The following is a 24,369-nucleotide window of genomic DNA, read 5'->3' on the forward strand; positions in this document are numbered from 1 at the left end:
CACGCTCCCCCGGAGTTCCCGGAGCGAGGTCGGATCCCGGACCTCCCGGTGCGGTCCGCGGCCGTGTAGCCTCACGAGGACCGACACCGGGAGGGGCGTCATGGGGCACTCGGACGACGACCGACCGTGGGGTGACGACGCGTTCGAGCATCCGCGGAAGCGCGGGTGGTTCGCGACCGCGGTGAGTATCGTGACCCGCTCCGTCACGGCCGTGGGCGCTGCGAGGAACGGCGGCCAGTCGCCGCGACAGCTGCCGCTCGACCCACCACCGGGTCGGTACGACCACCGCCCCTGACGGGGTCGAGCGACCACGGTGACGGACCGCCTCGGCGCTGCGCGGTCAGACCCGGCCGAGGACGACGACCGTCACGTCGTCCTCGGCCCGCTCGGCCGCACGCAGCCGCACCGTCTCGAGGAAGGCGTCGACGCTCGACGCGGCGCGCAGGGTCCGCGCGAGGTCCAGCAGGGTGTCGATCGTCCCGTCACCCAGGTCGAGCGCGCCGTCGCTCACCACGACGAGGGCGTCCCCGGGCTCCAGGACCGTGGTCGACGCCCTGCGCCGTGCACCCTCGGCGTGCAACCCCAGCGGCAGCCCGTGGGACCGGAGCACCCGAGGCGTCCCCGCCGCCGGCACGTGCACCGCCAGCCCGTGGCCCGCGTCCACCACGTCGACCACGCCGCTGGCCGGGTCGAGCCGGGCGTGGAACAGTGTGGCGAAGGCGCTCGCACGTCCGAGGTCCTCGGCGAGGGCGGGTTCGACGGCGGCGACGGCGGCCACGGGCGCGACGGTGCGGTGCTGCCGGAGGGCGGCCCGGATCCCGGCCGCGAGGAGCGCGGCCGGCTGCTCCTTGCCCATGACGTCGGCGAGCGTCAGCACGAGGTCGCCGTCGACGACCGACCAGTCGTGCAGGTCGCCGCTGAGGTCGCCGTAGGGCACCGTTGTGCCGGCGATCCGGTAGCCGTCGGGCGCGACGGCGCTCGGCGCGAGTGCGCCTGCGACCTCGAGCAGGCGGTCGTGGTGCAACCCCTGGGCGAGCGCGCGCTCGGCCCAGTGTCCGAGGTCGATGAGCGCGGCGGTGTCCTGGGGCGAGAAGGCGCGCGGTCGCGTGTCCATCAGGCAGAGCGTCCCGACGGGCTCCCCACCCGCGATCGTGAGCGGGACGCCCGCGTAGAACCGGATGCCGCGCCGTGTCACGCCCGGCAGGTCGGCGGTCCGGGGGTCGGCCGTGGTGTCCGGCACGACGGTCGGCTCCGTGTGCTGCACCGTCAGCTGGCAGAAGGACCACCCGACCGGTCCGGAGACGATCTCGTCGGGCACGTTCGGGGTGAGGGTGTGCAGCAGGTCGTCGTCGAGCACGTTGACGTACGACAGCGGCACGTCGAAGACCTCGCGCGCGACCCGGACGATGCGCTCGAAGCGCTCCGACGGTGGCGCGTCGACGACGTCGAGTGCCGCCACGAGCGCGCTGCGCACGCGTGCCTGGTCGTCGGTGCTCACGGGTGTCGTCCTCCTCCTGGTCCACCGGGGCCGCGGTGCGTGGTGGCGCACCGTGACGCGGTCCCCGTGGAAGACTCGTTCCACGCTACCGGCCGGACGTCGGAACGCACGCGGACGCCGCCGCGGAGGCCCTGATCCGGACACTCCACGGCGGCGTCGGCAGCTCAGACGGTCGTCCAGGTCACGGTGCGCCGGTCGGCCAGCGTGACCTCGTGCACGGCGCCGGTCAGACGCACGACCGCACGGTCCGTCGCCGACCGGGGGAACTCGTGCCGGACCGGACCGTCCCCGGACGCGACGATCCCGCCCGTCTCCACCGGGCCTCCCGGCCGCGACGCCGCCGCGTCGGACGCGACCCACACCTCGACGTCCCCCGGCTCGACCACCTTCCGCATCGCGCGGTCGGTGAAGGCGAACCGCTGCACCGGCACGTCGAACCGCACCGTGACGCACTCCCCCGCCGCGACCGCGACCCGGGCGTAGCCGAGCAGCTGCGCGACCGGGCGCGTGATCGACGCGTGCGGGTCGTGCCCGTAGAGCTGGACGACCTCGACGCCGTCCCGGTCGCCGGTGTTCCGCACGGTGACCGACGCGGTGAGCGCTCCGTCCGTGGACGCGGTCCCGTCCACCGTCAGGTCCTCGTACGCGAAGGACGTCCAGGTCAGGCCGTAGCCGAACGGTCGGACCGGCGTGGAGTCCGTCGCGGTGACGTCGGACGGTCCGCCGAGACGAGGGTGCAGGTACGAGTACGGCTGCGCGCCGGCCGACCGCGGCAGCGAGACGGGCAGGCGGCCGGACGGTGCCGCGGCACCGGTGAGCAGGTCGGCGATCGCGGTGCCGCCCTCCTCGCCGGGGAAGAACGCCTGGACGACCGCCGCGGGCTTCGGCTGGTCGCCGTCGAGTGCCCAGCCGATCGCGTACGGACGACCGGTCAGCAGCACGACGACGGTCGGCGTTCCGGTGGCGACGACGGCCTCGACGAGCTCGCGCTGCACGCCCGGCAGGTCGAGCGACTCGGAGTCGTTGCCCTCGCCGACCGTGCCACGACCGAACAGGCCGGCCTGGTCGCCGACGACGACGACCGCCACCGAGGACTCCCGCGCGACCGCCACCGCCTCGGCGAACCCGGCGCGGTCCTCGCCCTCGACCTCGGCACCGCGGGCGTACCGGACCGTGTCGGACCCGAGCGCGTCCTGCAACGCCTCGAGCACGGTCGGGATCGCGAAACCGGCCTCCAGCCCGGTGTGCGTGGCCAGCACGTGGTTGGCGAACGAGTAGCAGCCCTGCAGGGCCTCGGCGCGGTGGGCGTTCGGGCCGATCACCGCGAGCGGGCCCTGCAGGGCGGCGCCCGGGGTCGGGGAGACGGGGGCTGCGGCGCCGCCGTCGAGCGGCAGCACGCCGTCGTTCGACAGCAGCACGAGCGACTCCGCCGCGAGCCGCCGCGCGAGCGCCCGGTGCTCCGGCGAGTCGAGGTCGACACCGGTGGGCGGTTCGTCCTCGAAGACGTCCGGGTCGAGCAGGCCGAGCCGCTCCTTCTGCCGGAGCACGCGCAGCACGGCGCGGTCGACGAGGGCCTCGTCGACGAGTCCGCTGCGCACCCGCTCGACCAGCGGCGCCAGGTAGGCGTCACCGGTCGGCAGCTCGACGTCGATGCCCGCGGCGAGCGCCGTCGCAGCGGCCTCGCCGCGGTCACGGGCGACGCCGTGCATGACCTCGAGGAACGCGACGGAGAAGTAGTCGGCCACGACCGTGCCGTCGAACCCGAGCCGGTCGCGCAGCAGGTCGGTGAGCAGCGCGGGGTCGGCGGCGACGGGGACGCCGTCGACCTCGGCGTACGAGTTCATGACGCTCCGCGCGCCGCCGTCGACGAGGGCCATCTCGAACGGCGGCAGGAACACGTCGGCGACCTCGCGCGGTCCGGCGTGGACCGGGGCGTGGTTGCGGCCGGCGCGCGAGGCCGAGTAGCCGAGGAAGTGCTTGAGCGTGGCGTCGACGCCGGCGCTCTGCACACCGCGGACGTACGCGGTACCGACGGTGCCGACGAGGTACGGGTCCTCGCCGATGCACTCGTCGACCCGTCCCCAGCGGGGGTCGCGGACGACGTCGAGCACGGGCGCGAGGCCCTGGTGGACGCCGAGCTCGCGCATCGAGCGGCCGATCACGGCGCCGACGTGCTCGACGAGTTCCGGGTCGAACGACGCACCCCACGCCAGCGGTGTCGGGAACGTCGCGGCCTTCCACGCCGCGAGCCCGGTCAGGCACTCCTCGTGCACGAGCGCCGGGATGCCGAGGCGGGTCTCGCGCTTCAGCCGACGCTGCTCCGCCCACAGCCAGGCGGCGCGCTCGTCGGGCTCGACGGGACGGGTGCCGTACACGCGGGTGTACTGGCCGAGGCCGTGCCGGGTGACGTCGGTGAGCGTCGTGCCCTGCTGGGCCGCGGCCATCTCGCCCTGCATCGGGGCGACGACGCCGTTCTGGTCGAGCCAGTAGCCGACCAGCTGCGCGGTCTTCTCCTCGAGGGTCATCGCGGCCAGCAGCGTGGTGACGCGGTCGGACGCGGTCGCGTCCGTGACGTGTCCCGGGTCGGACGGGAGGCCCGTGGCGGCGTCGCCACGTCCCTCCCGTCCGTCACGGGTGGCGGCGGGCCGCGGTGCGGACGTGCCGCGTGCCGCCTGGCCGTCGGTGGTGCCGTCGGTGGTGACCGTGTGGTCGAGCGTGGTCACCCCTTCACCGCCCCGGTCAGACCGCCGACGATGCGCTTCTGGAAGATCGTGAAGAACACCAGCGCGGGGATCATCGACATCGACGTGAAGGCGAGCACCTTCGCCGTGTCGACGGAGTACTGCGACGAGAACGCCTGGACGCCGAGCGGCAGCGTGTAGGCGGCCTCGTTGTTGAGGATGAACAGCGGCAGGATGTAGCTGTTCCAGCTGCCGATGAACGCCAGGATGCCGACGGTCACCACACCGGGCAGGGACAGCGGGACGATCATCCGGAAGAAGAAGCCGAGGCGGCTGGCCCCGTCGATCGAGGCGGCCTCCTCGAGCTCGTCCGGGATCGCCCGCAGGAACGGCACCAGGATGATGACGGTCGTCGGCAGGGCGAAGGCGATCTGCGGCAGGATCACGCCCGCCAGGCTGTTCGTGAGACCGAGGTCCTTGACGAGCAGGTAGAGCGGTGTGATCGCGACCGTGATCGGGAACATCAGGCCCGCGGCGAACAGCGCGTACACCGCACCGCGACCCCGGAAGGAGTAGCGGGCGAGCACGAAGCTGACCATGAGCCCGAGCACGACGACGCCGAGCGTCGTGGTGACCGCGCTGATCGTCGAGTTGCCGAGCTGCTGCCAGAAGATCCCGCTCGACAGGACCGATCCGTAGTTGCCGAACTGGAACGGTGCCGGCAGACCGGCCGGGCTCGTCGTGATCTGCGAGTTCGTCCGGAACCCGCCCAGCACGATGTAGAGCACCGGGGCGAGGTTCGCGGCGACGAACAGGATCGCGACGACGTAGGTCAGTGGGCTCGCCTGGCCGAGTGCTGCGCCGGACTTCCGTGCCCGGGCACCGCGGCGGCCGGGGGCGACGAGGTTGGTGGTGGCGCTGGTGACGGCCATCAGTGCTTCCTCTCGGTGATGGCGCCGGCGGTGTCCCGACGGAGCACGAAGTGCTGGTAGACCAGGGCGACGGCGAGCGAGATCAGGAACATGACCACCGCGACGGCACTGCCGAAGCCGTAGTTCCCCGAGGTCCGGCCGTTCGCGACCATGTACGTCGCCATGGTCGAGGTCCCTGCGGTCGACGAGATGTACTGGCCCCAGATGATGTAGACGAGGTCGAACAGCTGGAGCGAACCGATGATCGACAGGAACGCCCAGATGCGGATGGTGGGGCCGAGCAGCGGCAGGGTGATGCGGCGCTGGATCTGCCAGTAGCTCGCACCGTCGATCGCCGCGGCCTCGAAGAGCTCCTCGGGGATGCTCTGCAGACCGGCCAGGAACAGGATCACCGCGAAGCCGATGTACTTCCACGAGATGATCGCGAGGAGGCTCCAGATGGCGATGTCCGGGTTGGACAGCCAGTCCTGACGGAGTCCGCCGAGTCCGATGCCCTGCATCAGGTCGTTCACGGCGCCGTTGGACTGCAGCATGAGGCTCCAGCCGGTGCCGACGATGACCTCGGAGATCACGTAGGGCACGAAGACGAGCACGCGGACGAGCCCGCGGCCGCGCATCTTCTGGTTGAGCAGCAGGGCGAGGACGATGGCGATCGGGCCCTGGAGCACGAGCGACATCACGACGATGAAGCCGTTGTGCAGCAGGACCGACTGGAACGCCTTGTCCTGGAAGATGATCAGGTAGTTCTGCAGCCCGACGAAGTTCGTCGGCGGGCCGTAGCCCTGCCACTTGTAGAAGCCGTAGTACGCGGCGAGCGCCACCGGCAGGATGACGAACGTCACGAAGACGATGACCGCGGGTCCGGCGAGGACCGCGATCTCGACGCGCTTGCGCCAGTCGGCGACGCGCTGGGCGGTCCGCCGGGCGGGGAGCGGCGAACCGCTCCCCGCCGGGGACGTCCCGGGAGCCGTGCCCGACGCCTTCGCCGGGGTCGTGCCGAGGGAGGTGTCGAGCGCCATGATCAGCCCTTGGCCGCGGCCTGGTTGGTGGTCTCGACGATGTCCTTCGCGCTGCCCTTGCCGGCGAGCAGGTCGACGACGCTGGTGTTCAGCGCGTTGCCGACGTTCTGGCCGTACAGGGTGTCGAGGTACTGCGAGACGAACGGGGCCTCCTGGTAGGCGGCGAGGGCCGTCTTCAGATAGGGCTCGGACACGACGGACTGCGCGTCCTTGTTGACGGGGATCGCGTTGAAGGCCTTGTAGTACGCCTCCTGGTTGTCCTTCTGCACGATGAAGTTGAGGAAGTCCGTGCAGGCCTTCTTCGGGGCCTGTGCCGAGCAGGAGTTGCCGTCGACACCACCCATCATCGACTTCGGGTCACCCTTGCCGCCGTCCACCGCGGGGAACGGGAACCACCCGAGGTCGCCGAGCGGCTTCGCGTCGGGGGTCAGCGAGGCGATCACGCCCGGGTCCCAGGCGCCCATGAGCTCCATCGCGGCCTTGTGGTTCGCCAGGAGTCCGGCCGAGCTGCCGGCGCCCTGCTGCGCGGCGGTGGTGAGGAAGCCCTGGTTGAAGGGCTTCGTCGCGTTGAAGTCCTCGAGCTGCTGGCCGGCCTTGGTCCAGCACGCGTCGTCGAACTTCAGCGTCTTCGCCGCGTCGTTCAGCGTCTTCTCGCTGCACTCGCGGAGCGCGAAGTTGTAGTACCAGTGCGCGGCGGGCCAGGCGTCCTTCGCGCCGACGGCCACCGGGTCGATGTCCTTGGCCTTGAGCTTGGCGATGTCCTCGTTCAGCTCGTCCATCGTGGTCGGGGTGCCGTCGATGCCGGCCTGCTCGAACAGGTCCTTCGAGTACCAGATGCCCTCGGGGAGCACGGCGCCCGGCATGGCGTAGGTCTTCCCGTCCTTCTCGTACCCGGCGAAGGTGCCCTTGCTGATCGACTGCTTCGCGTCGTCGCTGATCGAGTCGGAGATGTCCATGAGCTGACCGGCTGCGATCATCGCGTCCATCTTGCCGCCGCCGCGCTGCAGGAAGACGTCCGGGCCGTCACCGGAGTTGAGCGCGGTCTGGAGCTTGCCGTCCAGGTCCTCGTTCTGGATCGCCTGGGTCTTGATGGTGACGTTCGGGTACTTCTCCTCGAACGCCTTGACGGTGCTGTCCCAGTAGGCCTTGCCCGGACCGGTGGTCGAGTTGTGCCAGAAGGTCATCGTGACCTTGCCGCCGTCCTCCGACGGGTCGCTGCCGCCGGCGGAACAACCCGCCAGCGTGAGAGCGGTGGCCCCGACCAGCGCGATGGCTGCCGCGGCACGGATCTTCCTCGTCATCGTGGAACTCCTCGGTGTCGTCGTTGACGTTCGCGGCAGTCGATGCCGCTGCGGAGAGCGTGCCAGCTGCTCCACGGGCTTGTCAATCGTTATCGATAACGTTTTCTAACCGTGATGTGTCCGCTGGCGGAACGCTGTGGCGGCGGTACGGTGAGCACATGCAGACCGCCGTCGACCACACGCCCGGACCGGGGCGGGTCACGATCGCGGACGTCGCGCGTGCCGCCGGCGTCTCGATCCCGACCGTGTCGAAGGTGGTCAACAACCGCGACGGCGTGGCGCCCGCGACCATGCTCCGCGTCCAGGAGGTGGTCGAGCGCCTGGGCTACGAGACGTCCCTCGTCGCGCGCAGCCTGCGGAGCTCCCGCACCAACGTCATCGGCATCCTGGTCCCCGAGTTCGAGCCGTTCTCGACCGAGCTCCTGCGCGGCGTCTCGGCGGCGACCACGGGGACCGGCTACGAGCTGCTCGCCTACGCCGGACTCGAGGCCGGCACGGGGCAGCCCGGGTGGGAACGCCGCTCGCTCTCACGCCTGTCCGGAACGCTCATCGACGGCGCCATCGTCGTGACCCCCTCCGCCGCCCTGTCGGGAGCGTCGATCCCCGTCGTCGCGATCGACCCGCACACCGGGCCGGAGGGCCACGCGACCGTCGACACCGACAACGTCGCCGGGGCCCGGGACGCCGTGGACCACCTGCTCGAGCTCGGGCACACCCGCATCGCCCACGTGCAGGGGCGCAGTGACCTGGCGTCGTCGCAGCTCCGCGAGACCGGCTACCGGGACGCCCTCGCCGCCGCCTGCATCGCGGTCGACGAGCGACTCGTGCGCGCCGGTGACTACCAGGAGGAGCGCTCGGCAGCCGTCGCGCACGAGCTCCTCACGCTGCCCGACCGGCCGACGGCGGTGTTCGCCGCGAACGACTCGTCGGCCATCGGCGTGCTGCACGCCGCGGCGTCGCTGGGGCTGCGCGTGCCCGAGGACCTGTCGGTCGTCGGGTTCGACGACGTCCCGCAGGCGTCGACCACGACGCCGCCGCTCACCACCGTGGCCCAGCCGCTCGCCGAACTCGGCGCGAGCGCGGTCGCGATGCTCCTCGCCATGCTCCGCGGCGAACCCACGAGCGACCACGTGCGCCTGCGCTCGACGCTGCGCGTCCGGAGCAGCACGGCGCCGGCGCACGCCTGAGGCGCGCGCCCGGCGCCGCGCCTCCCGTCCGCACGACGAGCGGGCCACATCCGTCACCCTCGGCGCTGCTGGCAACCGATCGCACCCGCCCGACGCACGCCCGCGGCGTGCCGTACCCGCTCAGCCGTCGCGACGGGCCGACGGACAGGTCGACGGACGGGAGGCGCGCGGCAGGCGCCGCGCCTCCCGTCGGCACGACGAGCGGGCAACATCCGTCACGCTCGGCACTGCTGACAACCGATCGCACCCGCCCGACGCACGCCCGCGGCGTGTCGTACCCGCTCAGCCGTCGCGACGGGTCGACGGACGGGAGGCGCGCGGCGACCTGGCACCGCGCCTCCCGTCCGGCGGTGCTCGCCTGCTGCACGGTGGCGCGAGTCGTCCGCGGGAGCGACAGTGCGCCGCAGTCGGGAGACGGAATCACGTCGTTGCCGCGGCGCGGGCCGCGCCCCTCGCGCCCGCGGCGCCAGCGGCACAACCGACGGCACGTCGCGCCACGGCGTTCCGTGGCGCGACGTGCTCCTGGTGTCGCGTGAGCACGTCGCACCCGCCGACAGCGGCGCAGGCCGCGCCGCTCGCGCCCCTCGCGCCCGCGGCGCCAGCGGCACAACCGACGGCACGTCGCGCCACGGCGTTCCGTGGCGCGACGTGCTCCTGGTCGTGCGTGAGCACGTCGCGCCCGCCGCTGCGCGCTGCGCCGACCGGTGCGGCGCCACCCGCGGCGCAGCGCTCAGCGCCGCAGCGTCTGCTTCGGGTACTCGCCGAAGCGCTCGGCGTAGGACGCCGAGAACCGCCCGAGGTGCGCGAAGCCCCACCGGCGCGCGATGTCCCCGACGGCACCGGCCTGCGGTCCTGCCTCGAGGAGCTCCTCGTGCACGCGGTCGAGCCGCACGTGGCGCAGGTAGGTCAGCGGGGAGACGTCGAAGACCCGCCGGAAGGACTCCTGGACGGACCGCACGCTCAACCCCGCGACCTCGGACAGGTCGACGATCGACACCGGTTCGGCGGCGTGCGCGTGGATGTACTCCACGGCGGCCCGGAGCCGGGCGTTCCGCGGCTGCTCCAGCACGTCGGGCAGGTCGTCGCTCTGCGGCGGGAACATGTCGAGGAAGACCTCGGCAGCGGTGACCTTGGCGTCCTGCCACGCGTCCGAGTCCGGTCCGCCGACGCGCAGCGCCCGGGACAACGCCGTCAGGGCACCCTGCCAGCGGTGCTCGATCGACTCGTCGGCACCGCGTCGTGGGTCGAACCGCATCGGCCGGTCCGCGATGTCCGACCGCGCCGCGGCGACACGTCGGACGAACTCGCGGTCGAAGTGCACCAGCCGCTGGTCGTAGTCCGCGGTGACGAAGCCGAACTCCTCGTCGGCGGGGAACATCACGGGGGTGTCGTGCAGCATGGGCCAGCGCTCACCGCGCATCTCGAGCTCACCCGTGCCGGTGCTGATCCACGTGACGACGTAGTCGACCGAGCCGACGGGCATCCAGCCCCGGATCTCGCCGTGCATCTGGGAGCGCCGGATGGTGACCTCGCTGTCCCCGATCGCGGTGTAGCGGTAGTCGAACCGTCCGTGGGACGGCACGGCGCTCCACCGCTCCCCCGCGTAGATGCCGCCGAGGTCGCGGACGGCGGTGTCCGGGCGCGTCCCGGACACCTCGAACCGCACCGGTGCGATGGTCTCCTCGGCGCCGAACGCCTCGATCAACGGGTCAGCCACGGCAGGTCCGTCGGCGTGGCTCTGTCCAGATGGCGCATGCTTCCTCGTTATCCGGATACGGTTCTGGGGTGGGTGCCGCGTAGTGTCGCGCACGACCGATGCGCACGGAGGGGGCGACCACGTGAGTGAGATCGACCTGACGGCGGCGATCACCCGGCTCGAAGCCGCGATGGGTGCCCTCCGCGGCCGACTGCGGGAACGCCTCTCCGTCTCCGGCTCGGACCTCACGGTCCTGCAGTTCGTCGCCCGCGCCGCTGCGGCCGACCGGACGGTCCGGGTGAAGGACCTCGTGTCGCACCTCGGCCTGACGGGCCCGGCGGTCACGGGGACGGTCGACCGGCTCGAACGCGCCGGGCACCTGTGCCGCGTGCCGAACCCGGAGGACGGCCGCAGCCGGTTCATCGAGCTCACGCCGGAGACGCAGCGCGCCTACGCCGCGGCGATGGACAGCACGAACGAGCACCTGCACGAGCTCCTGTCCTCCTTCTCCGAGCGCGAGACCACGCGGTACGTCCGCGTGATCGATCGTGTGATCGAGGCGCTCGAGTACGGCGCTCCGACCCCCTGACGGCAGGCTACGGGCGGCCGAGGACCCTGCTCGAACGTTTGTCCAACAAGCGCAGTTAGGTAACTTCCCGACCTATCTTGCCGGACGCGGAGCCGCTCTGCCCGTACCGTCACCACTGGGTACCCCCACACGGGGGTGGATCAGGGAAACGGGGAGGAACCATGGGTTCGTACCAGTCCGAGCCGGGCATCGACCCGGTGCGCATCGAGACGTTCCGCCGGATGCGCAAGCGGTGGAAGTACGGCGAGCTGCAGGACGTGAACGGCCTGTACGCCGACTTCTTCACCGACACCGCGCGCGACGCACGTCGCTGACGGCACGGCACCGTCCGGGCCGCGACGAGCGCGCACCGGCCGGGTGACGGACGGGAGGCCCGTGGCGGGATCGCCACGGGCCTCCCGTCCGTCACGGGGCCGGCGACCGGTCCGCGGTCACCGAGGCTGCGGACGTCACCCCTTGACCGCTCCGCTGGTGAGCCCGGAGACGATCGAGCGGCGGAACACCAGCACGAGGATGACGATCGGGATCGTCGCGGCGACGCTCGCCGCGAAGATCTGCGCGAACGGCACGGTGAACTGGGTCCCGAACAGGGCGATGCCGACCGGGATGGTCCGGAACGAGTTCTCGCTGTTGAACGTGAGCGCCATGAGGAACTCGCTCCACGACGCCGTGAAGGTGAACACCCCGACGGTGAAGAGCCCGGGCTTCGCCATGGGCAGGATCACCGACAGCACGGTGCGCCAGGCGCCGGCGCCGTCGATCTCGGAGGCCTCCTCGATGGTCGAGGGGATCCCCTGCAGGTAGTTGCGCATGATCCAGATGGCGAAGGGCAGGTTGAACGCGACGTACGGCACGACCAGGCCCGGGTACGAGTTGAGCAGCCCGAGGTTCCGCTCGAGCAGGTACAGCGGCGTCAGGACCGCGATCGCCGGGAAGACGGACAGCATGAGCAGCGAGGTCATGATCGCCGTGCGGCCCTTGATCCACCGCCCGGCGAGGGCGTAGCCGGCGAGGAACGACAGCGCGAGCACGATGACCGTCGTCGCCACCGACACCACGATGCTGTTCACCATGTACTGCCCGAGGGCGTTGTCGCGGAAGGCCACGACGAAGTTGTCGAACGTCAGCGACTGCGGCACGACGGTCGGCGGCGACTGGGCGATCTCCGACGACGGCTTGAGCGAGGTCGAGACGAGCCAGTAGAGCGGCAGCGCGGTGAGCACGGCGATGACGACACCGCTGACGTTGACGGTGTTGACCCACTTCCGCCAGCCCTTGCGGACACGTTGACGGGGCATCAGGCATCCCCTCCCTTCGCCTGGTTCCGGAACGCCCGCAGGAAGAGCAGGCACCCGACGGCCACGATGACCGCGGTACTGGTCGCGATCGCTGCGCCCGGTCCGATGTTGATGTCCTGGAAGAGCACCTTGTAGCCCATGATCGCGAGCGACTGGGTGGTGGTGCCCGGTCCGCCGTTCGTCAGCACGAACGGCAGGTCGAAGACGCCGAACGCCTGCAGCACGCGGAACAGGACCGCGATCGTCAGGGTCGGAGCCAGCTGCGGGACGACGACGCGCCAGAACGTCTGCCACCCGTTCGCCCCGTCGAGCTCGGCGGCCTCGTAGAGGTCCTCCGAGATCTGGACGAGGCCCGCGAGCAGGATGATCGCCACGAACGGCGTGGTCTTCCAGATGTCCGCGACCATCAGACCCGTGATCGCGGGGACGGGTTCGCCGAGGATCACCGGGGCGTCGCCGAACAGCCCGAAGAACCACGTCGCGACGCCGTACGTCGAGTCGTAGATGTACTTCCACAGCTGTGCGTTCACGATCGTCACGAGCGACCACGGCACGAGGAGCAGCGCGAGCATCCAGCCGCGGGTGACCCCGAGCCGTTCGAGCACCAGGGCGACGAGCATGCCGAGGACGAGCTCCACGGACACCGTGACGACCGTGTACAGCACCGTGAAGCCGAGCGCCCGGTACCAGTCGGCGCTCTGCAGCAGGGCCGCGTAGTTGCCGAGGCCGAAGCCCTGGATCGTGAAGCCGTCGTAGCCGATCTCGACGTCCGCGAAGCTCAGGACGATCGAGTACACCACCGGGAAGATCGTGACCGCGGCGACGACCAGGAGCGCCGGGGCGGCGAAGCCCCACGCGCCCCGGGCACGGACGCGCTCCATCCGCGACCGTGCGCTCGTCGGGCGGTACCCGTCGGGCCTCCTCCCCGGAGTCCGTCCCCCGGCGGCACCGGCCGGCGTCCGCGTCGCGGTGCCGGCGCTCACAGTGCGTCCCCGGTCAGGGCGAGCGAGATCGCGGAGGCCATCGCGCGGGTGCCGCCGTCGACGGAGGCCTGCCCGCCGAGGATGCTGTTGCCGTTCTGGTACACGCCCTGCGAGACCTTCGGGTAGTACGCCGTCGAGGTCGGACGGGGAACGAGCGTGATGCCCGCCGCGGTGTCGTAGGTCGGGCGGTTCTGCCGCTTCGCGTCGTCGCTGACCAGGCTCGCGCTGCGGGCCGGCAGGACACCGCCCTCGCGGGTGAGGAACTGCTGCGCCGTCTCGCTCGACATCCAGGCCGCGAAGGTCAGCGCCGCCGCGGGCTGCTGGGTGTGCGGGTTGATGTAGTTCCCCCACCCGCCGATCGTCGAGTGGTGCTCGTCCGTGCCGTCGAAGGTCGGGCGAGCGGCGAGACCGACCTTGCCCGCGACCGCGGAGTCCGGCCCGTTCGCGATGCCCCACGCGTACGACCAGTTGCGCAGGAACGCGGCGCGACCGCCCGCGAAGGCGTCGTTCGTGTCCTGCTCCTGGTACGTCAGGGTCGCGCGCGGTGCGGCGCCGTCGGTGATGAGCGACCGCATGAACTCGAAGGCGCGCTTCGTCTCCGAGCTCGTGGTCGCGGGCTTCGTCAGGTCGTCGTTGAGCAGCGAGCCGCCCGCGTCGGCGACGAACTCGGTGACGTTGCAGGTGAGGCCCTCGTACACGTCCCCCTGGAACGCCAGCCCGTAGTCGACGTCGCCCGCGTCGACGAGCTTCGCGGCGGTCTCCTTGACCTCCTCCCACGAGCGCGGGACCTGGAACCCGTGCTTGTCGAGCAGGTCCTGCCGGTACAGGAAGAACGACTCGTCGATGTAGAGCGGGAACATGTAGTAGGTCCCGTCGACGCTGGCGGCCAGCCGGAGTCCCTCGGGGAACTGCTCGAAGAAGTCCTCGCCGACGAGCTGGTTCACCGGGGTCGCGAGCTTGTTCTTCGCGAACTGCCCGGGCCACGCGACGTCGCCCAGGTACACGTCCGGTGTCGGGCTCCCCGCGGCGATCTGCGTCGTCAGGCTGGTGCGGTTCGTGTCGGTGTCGCTCGGGGCGCTGACGATCCGCACGCGGATGTTCGGGTGCTCCTTCTGGAACTCCGCGATCAACCGGCGACGGAGGTCACCGCCGTCCTTCGAGGCCACCTGCCCCGCCCACCAGCTGATCGTGACGTCGCCCTCGGGCGGGTCGGTGGGCCACTGCTCGACGGTGGTGCGCTCCGGCCGGGTGGAGCAGCCGGCGAGCAGCAGCACCCCCGTGCCCCCGAGCAGGAAGAGCCTGCGGTCGATTGCCATCCGTCCTCCTCGACGAAGGGTGCGCGAGCACCCGGCGATCACGTGGCACCACAGAACCAAGCGCGCCTGAGCGACCGCACAGGGAGCCTGAGTAGGCGACGGACGGGAGGCGCGGTGCGGGCCCGCCACGTGCCTCCCGTCCGAGGCGTGGCCGCGCGGGTCAGCGGGTGGGTGCGGGGGCCGTCGACTCGGCGGGGCGGAGCACGCAGGGCAGCAGGAAGTGCGGGAGCTCGACGGACGTGCCGTCGAGGCGGTCGATCAGCGCGTCGGCCGCGCGCACGCCGAGCTCGCGACCGGGCGCGATCATCGTCGACAGGCGGGGGTGGTGCTGGTCCCCCGCTGCGGCCGACGACGCGATGCTGAGCACCGAGACGTCATCAGGCACCCGTCGACCCGCGGCGTAGAGACCGACCAGCAGACCGGCGGACGAGTCGTCCTTCATCACGAGCACCGCGGTGACGTCCGGGTCCGCCTCGAGCAGGCGTCGGGCGGCGTCGCGACCGCCCTCGCTCCCGGGGCCGGCGTACACGATCGTTCCCGCACCGCCGCGCTCGGCGACCGAGCGGCGGAAGGTGTCCTCGACCCGCAGGTGCGGTGCGTACCCGGCCATCGGTGTGCCCTCGAGGCTCTCGAGCACGAGCCCGAAGCGCCGGTGGCCGAGACCCTGCAGGTGGTCGAGTCCGTCCTCGATGGTGGTCTCGAAGTCGATGTCCACGTACGGCAGCTCGTCCGCGTCGCGCGTCCGGCCGATCAGGGTGAAGGGCACCCCGAGCTCGGACAGCTTGACCACGCGCGGGTCGTCCATCCGCACCTCCATGAGGACGACGCCGTCGACGAGACCGCCGGAGACGAGGTCGTCGAGGTCGTCGCCGGCCGGGTCGACGGGCCAGAGCACCAGGTGGTACCCGCGCTCGGAGGCCCGCTCCGCGGCGTTCATGAAGAACTCGGACGTGGTCGGGCTGAAGCGGTTGCCCGTGGTCGGGAAGAGCAGGGCGATGATCCGCGTCCGCCGGCTGGCGAGCGCGCGCGCCACGACGTTGCCGCGGAACTTCAGCTCGCGCATCGCCGCGGTGACCTTCGCCGTCGTCGCCGGCGTGACGTACTTCGTGCCGTTCACCACGAACGACACCGTCGCGATGGAGACGCCGGCGCGGTCGGCGACCTGCTGCATCGTGGCCATCGGCCCCTCCTGATCGATCGGCACCGTCGGGTTCCGTGCACGTCCGGCGGCAGGCCGGCGACGGTGCCGTCCTGCTCCGCGTGCACTGCGGTGGTCACGAGCATAGACCCGCACCGGAACCAGAAAAGCGCTTTACAGGTGAAGCGCTTTTCTGTTAGCTTCTCGCCCCAGGACCACCGCGACGACGACGTCAGTGGAGTCGACGCACCGTGTCCTTCCCCGCATCCGCGAAGAGAAGAGCAGTGCAATGAAGCCTGGTTTCCGCTCCACGTCCCGCCGGGGCCGCGCCCTCGTCGGCGCCGCCGCGATCGTCGCGACGGTCCCCCTCGTCCTGGCCGGGTGCTCCGGCTCCGGCAACGCATCGTCGTCCGGCGGCGGCGGCAAGACCCTCACGATCGAGGACTACTACGACGCCAACTACGACCCCGTGTACCAGCAGTGCGCGAAGGACGTCGGCGTCGAGGTGAAGATCAACCACGTCGCCGGCGCCGGCCTCATCTCGAAGGTCCTGCAGCAGGCGTCGTCGCGCACCCTGCCCGACGTGCTCATGCTCGACAACCCCGACGTGCAGCAGATCGCCTCGTCCGGGGCGCTGTCCGACCTCGCCGACTACGGCCTCGACGCGGACGACGACGTCCCCGGCGTGAAGGGCGCGAACACGTTCGAGGGCAAGCTCTACGGGCTGCAGCCGAACACGAACTCCATCGCGCTGTACTACAACAAGAAGCTGCTCGACGAGGCAGGCGTCCAGCCGCCCAAGACGTGGGACGAGCTCAAGGAAGCCGCGAAGAAGCTCACGAACGGGTCGACGTACGGCTTCGCGATGAGCAACATCAACACCTACGAGGGCACCTGGCAGTTCCTGCCGTTCTTCTGGTCGAACGGCGGCGACGAGAAGGACATCGCGACGCCCGAGGCCGCCCAGGCGCTGCAGCTCGTGCAGGACCTGCAGGACGACGGCTCGATGTCGAAGAGCTCGATCAACTGGGCGCAGGCCGACGTCAACAACCAGTTCATCGCCGGCAAGGCCGCGATGATGATCAACGGTCCGTGGCAGCTACCGGCGCTCAAGAAGGCGAAGGACCTGGAGTTCGACAGCGTCCCGATCCCGACGCGCACCGGGTCCGAGACCGTCGCCCCGCTCGGCGGCGAGGCCTTCACCGTCCCGCAGACCGGGAACAAGGACACGATGCAGCTCGCCGGCAAGTTCGTCGGGTGCCTGAACAGCGACAAGATGCAGGCCGTCCTGGCCGGGGTCAGCGGCAACGTGCCCACCAACATCGAGGTCGGCAAGAAGTGGGCCGAGGACCACGCCGACGTGGCCTCGTTCGTCACCACCGTGCAGACCGCCCGGGCCCGGACGGCCGAGCTCGGACCGGACTGGCCCAAGGCCGCCACGAGGATCTACACCGCCGTGCAGCTCGCACTGACCGGCAAGGCCGACCCCGAGCAGGCGCTCGAGCAGGCGCAGTCGCAGAACCAGTAGCGGAGCCGGGGAGCCGGTCGCGAGACCGGCTCCCCGTTCCCTGACGGAAGGACCTGACATGAGCGCCTCCACGCAGATCCGGCCCCGGGCGACGACGCCCGCGGCCCCCGCCCGCCCCGGACAGCGCCGCGCGCGCCTCCGGTCGTCCATCACCCGCTGGCTCTTCGTCGTGCCGGCCGCGGTGTTCGTGGCCCTGTTCTTCGGCTACCCCGTGGTCAAGAACATCCTGATGTCGTTCCAGGACTACACGACGAAGACCTTCTTCACCGGCGAGGCCCCCTGGGTCGGCCTCGGCAACTACGTCGCGGTCTTCTCGAGCAGCGTCTTCACGACCAGCGTCGTCAACACCGCCCTGTTCACCGCGGGCTCGATCGTCCTGCAGTTCGTCCTCGGCCTCGGCCTCGCGCTGTTCTTCCGGCGGCACTTCCCGCTGTCGGGCTTCCTGCGCGGCCTGCTGCTCCTGCCGTGGCTGCTCCCCCTCATCGCGTCGAGCGCGGTGTGGAAGTGGCTGCTCGACCAGGACAGCGGTGCGCTGAACCAGCTGCTCGGCGTCGTCGGCATCGGCCCCGTGCCGTGGCTGGTCAGCCCGAGCCTGGCCCTCATCGCCGTCATCGGTGTGAACGTCTGGCTCGGCATCCCGTTCAACACGACGATCCTGTACAGCGGGCTGCAGTCCGTCCCGCCGGAGCTCTACGAAGCGGGCGCCCTCGACGGCGCCACCGGCGTGAAGGCGTTCTGGTACATCACCTGGCCGAGCATCCGGAGCGTCGTGAGCGTGGTGATCGTGCTCGGGGTCGTCTACACGCTGAAGGTCGTCGACATCATCCTCGGCCTGACCGGCGGCGGTCCCGCGAACTCGACGCAGACGCTCGCCACGAACGCCTACCACCAGTCGTTCATCAACTTCCAGTTCGGCATCGGAGCCGCGGTGAGCAACGTGCTCATCGTCGTCTCGTTCGTCTTCGCGATGGTCTACATCGCGATCTCCCGGAAGGCGGTCGACGAATGAGCGTCGGACTCGCGAACCAGACCGTCACCGTCACCCGCGCGATCACGACGAAGCGGAGCGCACGAGCGCCCCGCCCGCGCCGCACCGCGAAGGGGTTGCCGTTCACCATCCTCGGGATCGTGTTCCTCGCGATCATGGTCTTCCCCGTGTACTGGATGGTGAACACGAGCCTCCAGGCCACCTCGGGAGCCGCCACCGCGACCTGGTTCCCGTGGAACCCGACGTTCGCCGGCTACCGGGCGGCCTTCGCCCAGCAGGGGCAGAACTTCGTGTCGAGCATGATCATCGGTCTCGGCACCGTCGTGCTCACGCTGGCGATCGCGACCCCGGCGGCGTACGGCCTCGCCCGGTTCCGGATGCGCGGCACGAAGGTGTTCCTGCTCGTGCTGCTCATCACGCAGATGATCCCCGGCATCGTGATCGCCAACGCGCTGTACACGCTCTTCAACAACGTCGGGCTGCTCAACAGCTACGTCGGGCTGATCCTGGCCGACAGCGCCGTGCAGGTGCCCTTCGCGATCCTGCTCATGCGGGCGTTCATGGAGTCGATCCCGCCGAGCCTGGTCGAGGCCGCGCTCGTCGACGGGGCGAACGACCTGCGTGCCTTCGTGTCGATCGTGCTGCCGATCAGCCGCAACGCCATCGTCACCGCGGCACTCTTCACGTTCCTCGGCGCGTGGGGCGACTTCCTCATCGCGCTCACGCTCACCTCGACCGACGCGGTCCGACCGATCACGCTCGGCATCTACAACTACATCGGCTCGAACGTCACCGACTGGGGGCCCGTCATGGCGACGTCGGTCCTCGCGTCCCTGCCGGCGGCCGTGCTCCTCATCGTCGCCCAGCGCTACATCTCCGCCGGTGCACTCGGCGGGGCGGTCAAGTGACGACCGCCGCCGACGTGCTCCACGCCACCCCTCCAGGAAGGCCCACACCATGACCACCACCCCGCTGCGCATCACCGTCTGGGGCGAGAACGTCCACGAGCAGGTCGAGCAGCACGTCGCCGAGCGCTACCCCGACGGCATGCACGGCGCGATCGCCGACGGCATCCGCGAGAACCTGCCGGACGCCGTCGTCCGCACCGCGACCATGCAGGAGCCGGAGCACGGGCTGACCGATGCCGTGCTCGCCGAGACCGACGTCCTGACCTGGTGGGGGCACGCCGCCCACGCCGACGTCGACGACGCCGTGGTCGACCGCGTCCACAAGCACGTGCTGTCCGGCATGGGGCTCGTGGTCCTGCACTCCGGCCACTGGTCGAAGATCTTCGGCAAGCTCATGGGCACCACGTGCACCTTGCGCTGGCGGAGCGAGCACGACCAGGAGCTCGTCTGGACCGTGAACCCGCAGCACCCGATCACACGCGGTGTCCCGAACCCGATCGTCATCCCCGAGCAGGAGATGTACGGCGAGTACTTCGACGTGCCCACGCCCGACGAGCTGGTCTTCATCTCCGGGTTCACCGGCGGCGAGGTCTTCCGGAGCGGCATGACCTACCGCCGCGGCCTGGGGAGGATCTTCTACTTCTCCCCCGGTGACCAGGACTTCCCCGTGTACCACCACCCGGACGTCCGACGGGTGATCGCGAACGCGACCGAGTGGGCGCGACCGGAGCGCGAGCGCGAGCTGCCGACCCTGCGCCGCTACGACCTCGGCGAGTACTTCGACGGGCAGCACTACCGCGGCCCGTTCGACGACGCACCCGAGGACGAGCTCGCCGAGCCCACCGACCCCGCCGAGCCCGCCGAGCCCGCCGAGCCCGCCGAGGCCCGCGCATGACCGAGCACGCCCCGCTGCGGGTCGTGCAGGTCGGCGCCGGCGGCATGGGCCGCGCGTGGCTCGGGACGGTCGCCGCCGACCCGGACGTCGAGCTCGTCGGTGTCGTCGACCTCGACCTCGACGCCGCCCGAGCCGGGGCCGAGCTCGCCGGGTCCCCGACGATCCCGGTCGGTCGCGACCTGCCCGCACTCCTGGCGGAGACCGGCGCCGAGGCCGTCCTCGACATCACGGTGCCCGTCGCCCACCACCCGGTGACGATGGACGCCCTGCACGCGGGGCTCCCCGTCCTCGGCGAGAAGCCCGCGGCGCAGACCGTCGCCGAGGCGCTCTCCCTCGCCGCCGCCGCCGAGGCCACCGGGCAGCTGTTCATGGTGTCGCAGTCGCGCCGCTACAACGACCAGCTCGTGGCCTTCCGGCAGCACGTCCGCGCGCTCGGCGGCGTCGGCAGCCTGAACACCCGGTTCGCGAAGGCCCCGCACTTCGGCGGCTTCCGCGAGGAGATGGACGACGTCCTGCTCCTCGACATGGCGATCCACGCCTTCGACTCCGCCCGCTACGTGCTCGAGCGCGACCCGGTGTCGGTGTACTGCGAGTCGTGGAACCCGTCGTGGTCCTGGTACCGCGGTGACGCGGACGCCGCCGCGGTGTTCACCTTCGAGGACGACGTCCGCTACGTCTACGACGGCTCGTGGTGCGCGCCCGGTGACGAGACGTCGTGGAACGGTGACTGGCGCGCGTCGGGAGCGTCGGGGTCGGCGTCGTGGGACGGCGACCACGACCCGTCGAGCGTGATCGACGACGCACCCGGCACGCCGGCGGGTGCGCCGGGAGTCGGTACGGAGATCGCCGGGGCGCTCGCGTCCTTCGTGCGGGCCGTCCGGACCGGGGTCACCCCCGACGGCGAGGTGCACGGCAACGTCATGAGCCTGGTGATGGTGGACGCGGCGATCGCCTCCGCCCGCTCGGGTCAGCGCGTCGTGGTCGACGACGTGCTCGAGCAGGCGCACGCGACGGCGCTCGAGGTCGAGCGGGACGACGCCATCCGGGAGCGGCTCGCCGCGTGGGGGTCGGTGCGGCAGGCGCTCGCCTCCGCGCCGGACCGCACGCCCGCGGGCTGACGCAGGCACGCACGGACGGGAGGCGCGGTGCCGGCCGGCACCGCGCCTCCCGTCCGTCGCTGTTCGCGCCACCCCGCCGGACGGATCCGCGCGTCGCGGGCGGATCCGCGCGTACCAGGTCGTTCCTCCTGACCAGGTACGCGCGGTTCCGCTTCCCACTCCAGGCGTGATGGGGAGGAACGGGCACACGACACGCGGTCGGCTCGTCCGGCATCCGCGACCAGGACGCGAGTGCAGCTCAGGGCGATTACGGTTGCTCCGTGCGTGGACACCGGGCGTCGACCAGCGGGCAGCCGACCCCGGTCGTGCTCGTCACCGCCGACCCGCGTCGTCGTGCGGCACGGACCCCCTGGCGGCGGGTCCTCGTCGGGGTCGTCGTCGCCGCGCTGCTCGGCGGCGCCGTCGTCGCGACCGCGGGCACCCTCGTGTCGCAGCGCGTCGCCGAGTCCTTCGCCGTGCGGGACGCCACCGCCGACACGGCTGCGCTCGCCCGGGTGGTGGTGGAGCCCGCCCTCGTGGACGACGTCACCAGCGGCGACCCGGACGCCCGAGCCGTCGCCCGCGCACGACTCGACGACGCCCTGGCCGGCGAGTCCCGCGCCGGCTCGACGGTGCGTCTGAAGCTCTGGGGTGCGGACGGCACCGTGCTCTGGTCCGACGAACCCCGGCTGGTCGGCGAGCGCTTCCCGCTCTCCGACGAGGACCTCGCGGCGCTCCGGACCGACCGGTCCGACGCCGAGGTGTCCGACCTGGACGAGCCCGAGAACCGGTACGAACGCGGGCACGGACCGCTGCTCGAGGCGTACCAGGCGGTGCACACGCCCTCGGGCGACGCCCTGCTGTTCGAGGCGTACCGGCCGTACGACCAGGTCATCGCCCGCGCCGCCGACCTGCGTGCCGCGTTCGCCGCGCTGGCGTTCGGCACCGTCGGGGTCGTGCTCGTGCTGCTCGTGCCGCTGCTGCTCTGGCTGCTCGTGCGGATCCGCACGGGCCAGCGGCTCCGCGAGCGGTTGCTCGGGCGCGCGCTCGACGCCGAGGCGGCCGAGCGCCGACGCCTCGCGGGCGAACTGCACGACGGTCCCGTGCAGGACGTCGCCGGGCTCGCACTCTCCCTCGGTGCGGTGCCCGAGACCCGTGCCGCCGCCGAGACGCTCCGGCAGGCGGTGTCCGCCCTCCGGACCTCGATGGCGACGATCCGCCCGGCCGCTCCCGGTCGCGACGGCCTGGGTGCCGCGCTCGACGACGCATGCGCCCGTGCCCGGGCCGCGGGGGTGCTGACGGACGTCGACGTGCCGGAGCCGCTCGAGGCCTCCACGGCCGCGCGGACCGCGATCGTGCGCTTCGTGCGTGAGGCGGTCTGGAACGCCGTGAAGCACGCCGACGCGACCCGCATCCGGGTGTCGGTGCGGGCCGACCGCGGGGACCTGGTGGTGCGCGTGTCCGACGACGGGGTGGGGTTCGACCCGCGGCTCCTCGACGGGCCGGCTCCCGCCGGGCACCTCGGCACGACGCTCCTGCGCGAGGTCGCCGAGGACACCGGCGGCGCGCTGCTGCTGCGGACCGCAGCGGGGGCGGGGACCGCCTGGGAGCTGACGCTGCCCGCCAGGACGGAGTCGCTGCGGTGAGGGTCCTGCTCGTCGACGACCACGCCCTGGTCCGACAGGGCCTCCGCGCCGTGCTCGCGACCACGACCGACTGCGACGTGGTCGGCGAGGCAGGCACGGGTGAGGAGGCCACCGAGCGTGCCGCGTCCCTGCACCCGGACGTCGTCGTGATGGACCTCTCCATGCCGGGCGCGGGCGGGGTCGAGGCGACGCGGGTGATCCGCACCACGATGCCGACGGTCCGGGTGCTCGTCCTCACCACCTTCTCCGACGACGACCGCGTGCGCGCTGCCCTGGCCGCCGGGGCGACCGGGTACCTGCTCAAGGACGCGGCCCCGGAGGAGGTCGTCGCCGCGGTCCGCTCGACGGCGCGCGACGAGGCACCCGTCGACCCACGCGTCGCCCGTGCCCTGCTGCCGGGTGCGCCGGCTCCGGGGCGGGACCGCGGACCGGCCCTGCCGCCCCGCGAGCGCGACGTGCTCGACCGCATCGCACGTGGCCTGTCGAACCGCCAGATCGCGACCGAGCTCGGGATCGCCGAACGGACCGTGAAGGTGCACGTCGGATCGCTGTTCCGCCGCATCGGCGTCGCCGACCGGACGAGTGCGGCGCTCTGGGCCCGCGACCACGGCTGGTGACGACCCGGCCGTGCACACGCCGGCGGAGCGGGTACTAGTACCAAGGTCCGATGGTGCCGCCTCCGCGTCCCGACGACGATCGTCACGAGGGACGCGACCACCGCCGGCGCGTCGGACCAGCCCAGGAGGCACCCCATGACCACCCAGCGCACGCGACGCCGCACCACCGGCATCGCCACCGCGATCGCGCTCGGCGCCGTCGCCGCGGCGGCCCTCGTCGGGGTGTCCCCCGCGAACGCGTCCGGCAAGACGTCGACCGGCGGGGACTACGCCGTCACCATCAACGGCGCCACGACGAACCCCGCGGTCGGCAAGGACTTCAAGCTCAAGGACGTCGCCGTCACCGGCACCATCGCGGTCCGCGGCAAGCACAACGGCTTCGACATCCGCATCGCCGACCTCGGCGTGTACGACTACACGCTGACCGGGGCACCGGACACCCAGCGGATGGTGACGAAGCCGACCGTGGTGTTCGCCTCGAAGGTCCCGTCGCTCACCGCCGCGCAGCTCGCCGGCACGAAGCTCTCCTCGCTCGAGGTCCGCGACGACACGCTCGTGGCGATCTTCGGCACCGGCGCGGGCAAGTTCAAGATCCAGGCGAAGGACGGCGCCCAGGGCGGGATCTTCCAGATGGAGACCGAGTTCGCCCAGCCCGTGACGTTCACGCACACGCTCGGAGCCGGGCTGTTCTACTTCATCAACCCCTACACGGGGAAGATCAACTTCGGCGACGGCGTCGCGGCGGTGTCCTCGGGCAGCGACGCGCACCAGATGCTGCTCGGCAAGGACAGCCCGCAGGTCGCGACGAAGACCTCGCAGACCGCGACGACCACGACCTGGACGGTCCAGCCCGGCGGACGCATGGGTGGTGTGCTCGGCGAGGACGCGGTCGAGCTGTCGCAGGGCGCGACGAACTGCACGAGCGACTGCCAGGCGCAGAACCAGGTCCGCGGCTCCCTGCCGGTCCCCCCGGACCCGGTGGACCCGCAGCCGCTGCGCGTCGCCACGCGCTGACGGGACCACGCGACGGACTGGAGGCGCGGTGCCAGCTG

General features: G+C 71.6%; 21 protein-coding genes. 11 read left to right on the top strand and 10 right to left on the bottom strand.

Annotation, left to right across the window (positions count from 1 at the left end; all coding sequences use genetic code 11):
• Positions 1–340: 340 nt before the first annotated feature.
• From JOD95_RS05820 to JOD95_RS05840, 5 genes are all read right to left on the bottom strand, one after another.
• A complete protein-coding gene (locus JOD95_RS05820; RefSeq protein ID WP_209683834.1) occupies positions 341–1,498 on the bottom strand; it encodes a PP2C family protein-serine/threonine phosphatase in 1,158 nt (385 codons plus the stop codon).
• A 164-nt stretch (positions 1,499–1,662) separates the two neighbouring features.
• Positions 1,663–4,035: a glycoside hydrolase family 3 N-terminal domain-containing protein gene (locus JOD95_RS05825; RefSeq protein WP_245171810.1), complete on the bottom strand. Its 2,373-nt coding sequence runs from the start codon at positions 4,033–4,035 to the stop codon at positions 1,663–1,665.
• Positions 4,036–4,217: 182 nt separating this feature from the next.
• On the bottom strand, positions 4,218–5,111 hold the full coding sequence (locus JOD95_RS05830) for a carbohydrate ABC transporter permease (protein ID WP_066652437.1): 894 nt from the start codon (positions 5,109–5,111) through the stop codon (positions 4,218–4,220).
• Positions 5,111–6,130: a carbohydrate ABC transporter permease gene (locus JOD95_RS05835; RefSeq protein WP_058728968.1), complete on the bottom strand. Its 1,020-nt coding sequence runs from the start codon at positions 6,128–6,130 to the stop codon at positions 5,111–5,113. Before JOD95_RS05835 ends, JOD95_RS05830 begins: the two co-directional genes overlap by 1 nt.
• A 2-nt stretch (positions 6,131–6,132) precedes the next feature.
• A complete protein-coding gene (locus JOD95_RS05840; RefSeq protein WP_209683836.1) occupies positions 6,133–7,431 on the bottom strand; it encodes an ABC transporter substrate-binding protein in 1,299 nt (432 codons plus the stop codon).
• Between the two features lie 158 nt (positions 7,432–7,589).
• Between JOD95_RS05840 and JOD95_RS05845 the strand changes: the two genes are divergently transcribed.
• A complete protein-coding gene (locus JOD95_RS05845; protein ID WP_209683839.1) occupies positions 7,590–8,618 on the top strand; it encodes a LacI family DNA-binding transcriptional regulator in 1,029 nt (342 codons plus the stop codon).
• A gap of 730 nt (positions 8,619–9,348) precedes the next feature.
• Here the strand turns inward: JOD95_RS05845 and JOD95_RS16865 are convergent.
• Positions 9,349–10,335, bottom strand: a complete 987-nt coding sequence (locus JOD95_RS16865) for a helix-turn-helix domain-containing protein (RefSeq protein WP_209683842.1) — start codon at positions 10,333–10,335, stop codon at positions 9,349–9,351.
• Between the two features lie 121 nt (positions 10,336–10,456).
• On the opposite strand from JOD95_RS16865, the gene JOD95_RS05855 reads away from it, so the two are divergent.
• Together JOD95_RS05855 and JOD95_RS05860 are read left to right on the top strand one after the other, a co-directional pair.
• A complete protein-coding gene (locus JOD95_RS05855; RefSeq protein ID WP_209683845.1) occupies positions 10,457–10,903 on the top strand; it encodes a MarR family winged helix-turn-helix transcriptional regulator in 447 nt (148 codons plus the stop codon).
• Between the two features lie 161 nt (positions 10,904–11,064).
• On the top strand, positions 11,065–11,217 hold the full coding sequence (locus JOD95_RS05860; protein ID WP_209683848.1) for a hypothetical protein: 153 nt from the start codon (positions 11,065–11,067) through the stop codon (positions 11,215–11,217).
• A gap of 135 nt (positions 11,218–11,352) precedes the next feature.
• Here JOD95_RS05860 and JOD95_RS05865 read toward each other — a convergent pair whose 3' ends face one another.
• The 4 genes from JOD95_RS05865 to JOD95_RS05880 all read right to left on the bottom strand — a co-directional run bounded on the left by JOD95_RS05865 (position 11,353) and on the right by JOD95_RS05880 (position 15,680).
• Positions 11,353–12,201 (bottom strand): carbohydrate ABC transporter permease, encoded by an 849-nt coding sequence (locus JOD95_RS05865; RefSeq protein ID WP_081984659.1) that lies wholly within the window; start codon positions 12,199–12,201, stop codon positions 11,353–11,355.
• The gene (locus JOD95_RS05870) at positions 12,201–13,082 is read right to left on the bottom strand and encodes a carbohydrate ABC transporter permease (RefSeq protein ID WP_066652417.1); all 882 of its coding nucleotides are present in this window, start codon (positions 13,080–13,082) and stop codon (positions 12,201–12,203) included. The genes JOD95_RS05865 and JOD95_RS05870 overlap by 1 nt, the downstream gene beginning before the upstream one ends.
• Before the next feature lie 98 nt (positions 13,083–13,180).
• Entirely contained in the window at positions 13,181–14,500 is a 1,320-nt protein-coding gene (locus JOD95_RS05875; protein ID WP_209683851.1) for an ABC transporter substrate-binding protein, read from the bottom strand.
• 160 nt (positions 14,501–14,660) lie between these two features.
• A complete protein-coding gene (locus JOD95_RS05880; RefSeq protein ID WP_245171591.1) occupies positions 14,661–15,680 on the bottom strand; it encodes a LacI family DNA-binding transcriptional regulator in 1,020 nt (339 codons plus the stop codon).
• 247 nt (positions 15,681–15,927) lie between these two features.
• Here JOD95_RS05880 and JOD95_RS05885 point away from each other — a divergent pair, with 247 nt between their 5' ends.
• The 8 genes from JOD95_RS05885 to JOD95_RS05920 all read left to right on the top strand — a co-directional run bounded on the left by JOD95_RS05885 (position 15,928) and on the right by JOD95_RS05920 (position 24,331).
• Positions 15,928–17,166 carry a sugar ABC transporter substrate-binding protein gene (locus tag JOD95_RS05885; protein ID WP_066652409.1) on the top strand — a complete coding sequence of 413 codons (1,239 nt, stop codon included), beginning with the start codon at positions 15,928–15,930 and terminating at the stop codon, positions 17,164–17,166.
• A gap of 58 nt (positions 17,167–17,224) precedes the next feature.
• Entirely contained in the window at positions 17,225–18,175 is a 951-nt protein-coding gene (locus tag JOD95_RS05890) for a carbohydrate ABC transporter permease (RefSeq protein WP_245171594.1), read from the top strand.
• Entirely contained in the window at positions 18,172–19,062 is an 891-nt protein-coding gene (locus tag JOD95_RS05895; RefSeq protein ID WP_209683854.1) for a carbohydrate ABC transporter permease, read from the top strand. Before JOD95_RS05890 ends, JOD95_RS05895 begins: the two co-directional genes overlap by 4 nt.
• 49 nt (positions 19,063–19,111) lie before the next feature.
• Complete coding sequence (locus JOD95_RS05900; protein WP_245171596.1) at positions 19,112–19,957, top strand: ThuA domain-containing protein; 846 nt, start codon at positions 19,112–19,114, stop codon at positions 19,955–19,957.
• Positions 19,954–21,075: a Gfo/Idh/MocA family protein gene (locus JOD95_RS05905; protein ID WP_209683856.1), complete on the top strand. Its 1,122-nt coding sequence runs from the start codon at positions 19,954–19,956 to the stop codon at positions 21,073–21,075. Before JOD95_RS05900 ends, JOD95_RS05905 begins: the two co-directional genes overlap by 4 nt.
• Positions 21,076–21,335: 260 nt before the next feature.
• Positions 21,336–22,700: an ATP-binding protein gene (locus tag JOD95_RS16870; protein ID WP_209683858.1), complete on the top strand. Its 1,365-nt coding sequence runs from the start codon at positions 21,336–21,338 to the stop codon at positions 22,698–22,700.
• Positions 22,697–23,317, top strand: a complete 621-nt coding sequence (locus JOD95_RS05915) for a response regulator transcription factor (protein ID WP_066652392.1) — start codon at positions 22,697–22,699, stop codon at positions 23,315–23,317. The genes JOD95_RS16870 and JOD95_RS05915 overlap by 4 nt, the downstream gene beginning before the upstream one ends.
• A gap of 135 nt (positions 23,318–23,452) precedes the next feature.
• Positions 23,453–24,331, top strand: a complete 879-nt coding sequence (locus tag JOD95_RS05920) for a hypothetical protein (RefSeq protein ID WP_209683861.1) — start codon at positions 23,453–23,455, stop codon at positions 24,329–24,331.
• Positions 24,332–24,369 lie beyond the last annotated feature (38 nt).

The organism is Curtobacterium sp. 1310 (genome assembly GCF_017834105.1).
Taxonomy (GTDB): domain Bacteria; phylum Actinomycetota; class Actinomycetes; order Actinomycetales; family Microbacteriaceae; genus Curtobacterium.